General features: G+C 37.7%; 1 protein-coding gene. It reads left to right on the forward strand.

Translation table 11 applies throughout. The annotated features are described in order from the left end of the window. Nucleotides 1–342: transposase (locus tag KQI94_RS16325; protein ID WP_216454685.1), on the forward strand; the 342-nt coding region annotated here is incomplete at its 5' end. Nucleotides 343–422 lie beyond the last annotated feature (80 nt).

The following is a 422-nucleotide window of genomic DNA, read 5'->3' on the forward strand; positions in this document are numbered from 1 at the left end:
ATTGTGGATCGCTTACTGAAAGGGAGCCCTGCTTTGCGTGTAGGCTATCAGTTATATCAAGACTTTCTTTACGCTGTAAAGGAACGAGACTACGTATCGTTTGAAGAACTACTTACCAATAATATCATGCTTCCCGAAGGCTATCAGACGACCTTGAGAACGTTCCAGAAATTTCTGCCACAAATCAAAAATGCTTTACAACAAAGTTATTCAAATGGCCCACTTGAATGTCTGAACAACCATATCAAAGTGTTAAAACGAAATGCATATGGCTTTCGTAGCTTTTATAATTTCAAATTGCGCATCATGATTCGTCATGGCAACGCATTGATTTTCAACTAAAAAAGATCAAGAGGAACTGATCCACTTGATCTCCAATTATTCTAAGATTTCTCTTTACCAACATCATTTGACAAAGAGCC

Source organism: Enterococcus sp. S183_ASV_20 (assembly GCF_018919685.1).
In the GTDB taxonomy this organism is placed as follows: Bacteria; Bacillota; Bacilli; order Lactobacillales; family Enterococcaceae; genus Enterococcus; species Enterococcus faecalis.